The 3991-nt window shown below is 71.4% G+C and carries 5 protein-coding genes; all 5 read left to right on the forward strand.

Features of this window, described 5'->3' with window-relative positions; translation table 11 throughout:
• A partial coding sequence (locus ABZS40_RS35235; RefSeq protein WP_354948893.1) for a hypothetical protein occupies nt 1-946 on the forward strand: 946 nt, incomplete at its 5' end.
• Nucleotides 947-1024: 78 nt separating this feature from the next.
• On the forward strand, nt 1025-1663 hold the full coding sequence (locus ABZS40_RS35240; protein WP_354948895.1) for a hypothetical protein: 639 nt from the start codon (nt 1025-1027) through the stop codon (nt 1661-1663).
• Nucleotides 1660-2217, forward strand: coding sequence for a hypothetical protein (locus ABZS40_RS35245; protein WP_354948897.1), 558 nt, complete (start codon nt 1660-1662; stop codon nt 2215-2217). Before ABZS40_RS35240 ends, ABZS40_RS35245 begins: the two co-directional genes overlap by 4 nt.
• A gap of 175 nt (nt 2218-2392) precedes the next feature.
• Nucleotides 2393-3379 carry a DUF932 domain-containing protein gene (locus tag ABZS40_RS35250; RefSeq protein ID WP_354948898.1) on the forward strand — a complete coding sequence of 329 codons (987 nt, stop codon included), beginning with the start codon at nt 2393-2395 and terminating at the stop codon, nt 3377-3379.
• Between the two features lie 100 nt (nt 3380-3479).
• Nucleotides 3480-3989, forward strand: a complete 510-nt coding sequence (locus ABZS40_RS35255) for a hypothetical protein (RefSeq protein WP_354948900.1) — start codon at nt 3480-3482, stop codon at nt 3987-3989.
• The last annotated feature ends 2 nt before the right edge of the window (nt 3990-3991 follow it).

The raw sequence follows: 3991 nt of genomic DNA on the forward strand, positions 1-3991 counted from the left end.
GACGCCGGACACGACCGACCAGCCGACCCCGGCCGACGACGACACCACCGGCGACGTGACGGCAGGCGAGCCGACGACCGCCGACGACGCCCCGGCCACCACCGACGCGACGCCGGACACGACCGACGAGGCGACCCCGGCCAACGACGACGCGACCGGCGAACGGGCGGCGGACGAGGCGACGCTGCCCGAGGCCCCGGTGTCCGGGGTGCCCGTGTCCGGGGTGCCCGTGTCGGGTGCGCCGGTTAGCCCGCGTCAGCCCGACCTCAAGGTGTTGATCATGGCGGGGGTGTTGGGTGGGCACCCGGACGGGATCACCGCTGACGCGGCGATCAACGAGAGCGGCCTGTCGGTCGCGATGGGTGACGCGGTCCTCGCCGCGATGGAGGTTGCCGGTGCCGCGCGTCGCCTGCCGGTCACCGAGGACGGTGACGAGCTGTGGGTAATCGCCGACGGTGACCTCGCCACGGTGGACCCGGCCAACGCGCCGACGCACAGCACGTGCTCGCTGTGCGGGCACACCCGCAAGATCCGCCGCCCGTCGGTCCGGCGTGCTGCCGCTCCCGGCCGCACCCTCAGTGAGATCAACAGCGACGGGTCGGTCAAGTTGGCGAAGAACGAGTTGCGCAACCGGGTTGAGGCGTTCATGCGCGACCTCGGCCCCGGTCACGACGTGACCCCCGGCACCGTCGCTCGTGAGATCGGCGGACGCAGCCCCGGCGCGGTCGGCAACGGCATGCGGAAGATGGCCACGGCTGGGGTGCTGGTGCTGACCCGTGAGGCCCCGGAAACCTACGCCCTCGCCGACGACGCGCCCGCCCCGACGGCCGAGGTGCGCGCGTTCCTCACCCGGCCCCAGACCGCCACCGCCCCCGCCGGTGCCGACGCCCTCACCGGCGACGAGGCCGACACCGACGAGGCCACCGCCGTCCCGGTCGCGGCCTGACCGATTACCCCGCCGGGGCCGGGCACCATGCCCGGCCCCGGTACCCGCACGCCCACCCACAAGCGGAAGGGACAACCCATGACCACCCCGCACGATCACCCCGACCACGAACCGACCACGCCCGGCCCGGGGTCGCTGCGCTGCCCCGAATGCGAACAACCGGCGCGGCTGGTGCCGCCGCGCGACTGGCCCCTGAACGGGTTCGCCGCGCGCCCCGTCGCGTCACACGCCGACGGCACGTCGCTGTGCCCGCTACCCGGCCCGCACGGGTCGCAACCGGCCGACCCGGTCGGCGTGCCGGCCCGGCTGACGCTGTGGCAAGCCGTCCGGCAGACGTGGCTCGCTCACCCCGATTGGACCGTCACCGATCACCTCGCGTGGCTCGACGGTGAGGGCTACGACACCGACACTCACGACGGTGATCCGGCCGACCTCATCGGCCGGTTAATCGACGCACTCCGGTGTGCCGCCTCGCTGTCCTGGCCGCCCGATCACGGCCGGGTGTATGCGATCTTCGGGGCTGACATCCTGATCGTCTTCGACGACGCGCACAGCGCCGGTGACGTCCTGACCATGTTGCGGGTAGCGCAGGTGCCATACGAGGTGCACGTGTTCAACGCGGCCGGGTGGGACGAGGTGGCCCGTCTCGTGCGCGCGGTCAACCCGGACCTCGTCATCAGGGACAGCCGCCCCGGCCCCGTGAGCAGCCAGTCATGACGTACCCGCCCGGCAACAGGCCAGACCTACCGCCCGCGCTGGCCGCACGTCCCCACGACGCGCGGCGCGGCCTACCCATCCCACCGGTCAACATCCACCCCAACCCGACCGGCGACGGGTCACACGTGGACTTCACCACGATCAACACCACCACCTCGACCCGCCTCGCCATCGAGCGCCGCTGCTCACTCTGCGGCGAGCCCATGGGCTACTGGGTGGCGTTCCTCGGCAGCCCTCGGGCGGCCGAGCTGATGCGCTACGCCGACCCGCCGGGACACCCCGACTGCATGACCGCCGCACTGTCGCTGTGCCCGCACCTCGCACTCGGTCGGCACCGCCGCGCCCGCGCCGACCGGCCCGGGGCGGGCATCATCCCGCCCGGGTCGCACGGGGACAAACCCGACCGGTACCTGTTGGGCGTCGCCCGCACCTACCGGACCCGGTTTATCCCCGAACACGGGTTCACCGTGTACCTACCGGCACCGTTCAAAACCGTTCACGCGTACGCCTACGGCCCGGACGGGCGGCTACGCCCGGCCACCGACAGCCGGTAGGCCCCGCCGCGCGGTGGGCGTCAGATTCGCCGCAGAAACCTTCATCGACTCCACCCGATCGCCTTGATCGACCCGTGGAGGTAGGAAACATTGTTGTTGACGGCGCGGGCCGGGGGTTGCAGCCCCCGGCCCGCACCGCCCGCCCGAACCACACAACCCGGAAAGGGGTGCCCCCGTGGCACACGAACTCGAAACTCTCGCGAACGGCCAGACGGCCTTCACCTCCGCACGGCTGACCGCCTGGCACCAGCTCGGCACCGTGGCCGACGAGTGCATGACCGCCGAGGAGGTCATGAGCAAGGCGTGGCTCGGCGGGTGGGAGGTCCGCAAGATCGCCCTTCAGGGCATCGAGGTCACCGAGCGCGGCGTGACGAAGGTCGACTGCACCGACAAGTACATGACCGTCCGCACCAACCCGGTCACGGGTGAGACGGAGTACCTCGGCGTTGTCGGCGAGGACTACAGCGTGGTCCAGAACGAGCAGGTAGCCGAGACCCTCAACCTCCTGGTCGACGCCTCCGGCGCGCACTTCGAGACCGCCGGGTCGATGCGCAAGGGACGCTCGGTGTTCGTGACCCTCAAGCTGCCTACCGCGATGCAGATCGCCGGGGTGGACGATATGGATCTCTACCTCGCGGCCACTACCTCGCACGACGGAACCGCCTCGCTGCGCCTGGATGCGACCCCGGTGCGGATCGTGTGCAAGAACACGCAGAACCTGGCCTTCGCCCGGTCGGTCAGTTCGTACACGTTCCGGCACACCTCGAACGTCACCAGCAAAATCTCCGAGGCCCGACAGGCATTGGGCCTGATGTGGAAAGCGTTCCACGACTTCGAGACCGAAGCCGAAAAAATGATCAACGAGTCGTTGACCATGGGCGAGTTCGAGAAGGTCGTCGCGCAGGTGTGGCCCCTCGCCGACGACGCCTCCGACATCGCGAAGAACAACTCCAAGCAGCGCACGGCCACGCTGCGCTACCTGATCCGAGACGCGGACACGCAGAAGGCGATCAAGGGCACCCGGTGGGCCGGCTTCCAGGCCATCACCGAGTACGTGGACCACTTCGCCCCCGCCAAGACCGACCTCGCCCGCGCCACGCGGGCGCTGACCGGTGCCGGTGCGGACCTCAAGGCCCGCGCGTTCGAGCTGCTGGCGGTCTGACGTGGCCCGGCACGGGGGCCGGGCTACCACGCCCGGCCCCGGTACCGGCGAGCACCCCGCCACCGGTACCGCGTCCGTTCCCACGCCTGCCGCCGAGCCCATGCTCGCGCCGGAGCCCACCGCCGCCTCCATGATCGGGCTGGCCAACCGGGTGTCCGCTCACCACGCGGCGGCTGAGGTCGCCCGCGCGATGGCCGAACACTCGACCAGCGAGGCCGAACACGCCCACCTCATCGCCCGCGCCGAGCACTGGGAAGCCCTCGTCAACGAGCAGTGGAACGCACTCTGCTCAGCGATCTGGGCGACCGCACCCGGCGGGGCGACGGTCGAGCGGTTCCTGCCGGTCCGGCCGCTGACCAACGGCCACGTCGAGCTGCACACCTACAGCACCGAAGGCCGCCGCCTCGTCGTGCTGCTCACCGGCGCGCAGGCCCTCGCCGTCGGCGCGCACCTCACCGCGTACGGGGCGCTCAGCCTCGACCGCAGCGGCCAGAAACTCGACCCCGGCCTACCCCACGTCAAGGCCGCACCGCCGTTCGACACGGACGGGACCGCCGGTGCACCGGCCACCCCGGACGGTGCCGACGGGTCACCACCCGCTCATCCCTGACC

Origin of the sequence: Micromonospora sp. NPDC005324, assembly GCF_040607155.1 — a bacterium.
Lineage (GTDB): Bacteria > Actinomycetota > Actinomycetes > Mycobacteriales > Micromonosporaceae > Micromonospora > Micromonospora trifolii.

What these genes read in the sequence shown, in the direction of transcription:
- ABZS40_RS35240 (WP_354948895.1), top strand. Translation starts at nt 1,025, where the DNA reads ATGACCACCCCGCACGATCACCCCGACCACGAACCGACCACGCCCGGC.
- ABZS40_RS35245 (WP_354948897.1), top strand. Translation starts at nt 1,660, where the DNA reads ATGACGTACCCGCCCGGCAACAGGCCAGACCTACCGCCCGCGCTGGCC.
- ABZS40_RS35255 (WP_354948900.1), top strand. Translation starts at nt 3,480, where the DNA reads ATGCTCGCGCCGGAGCCCACCGCCGCCTCCATGATCGGGCTGGCCAAC.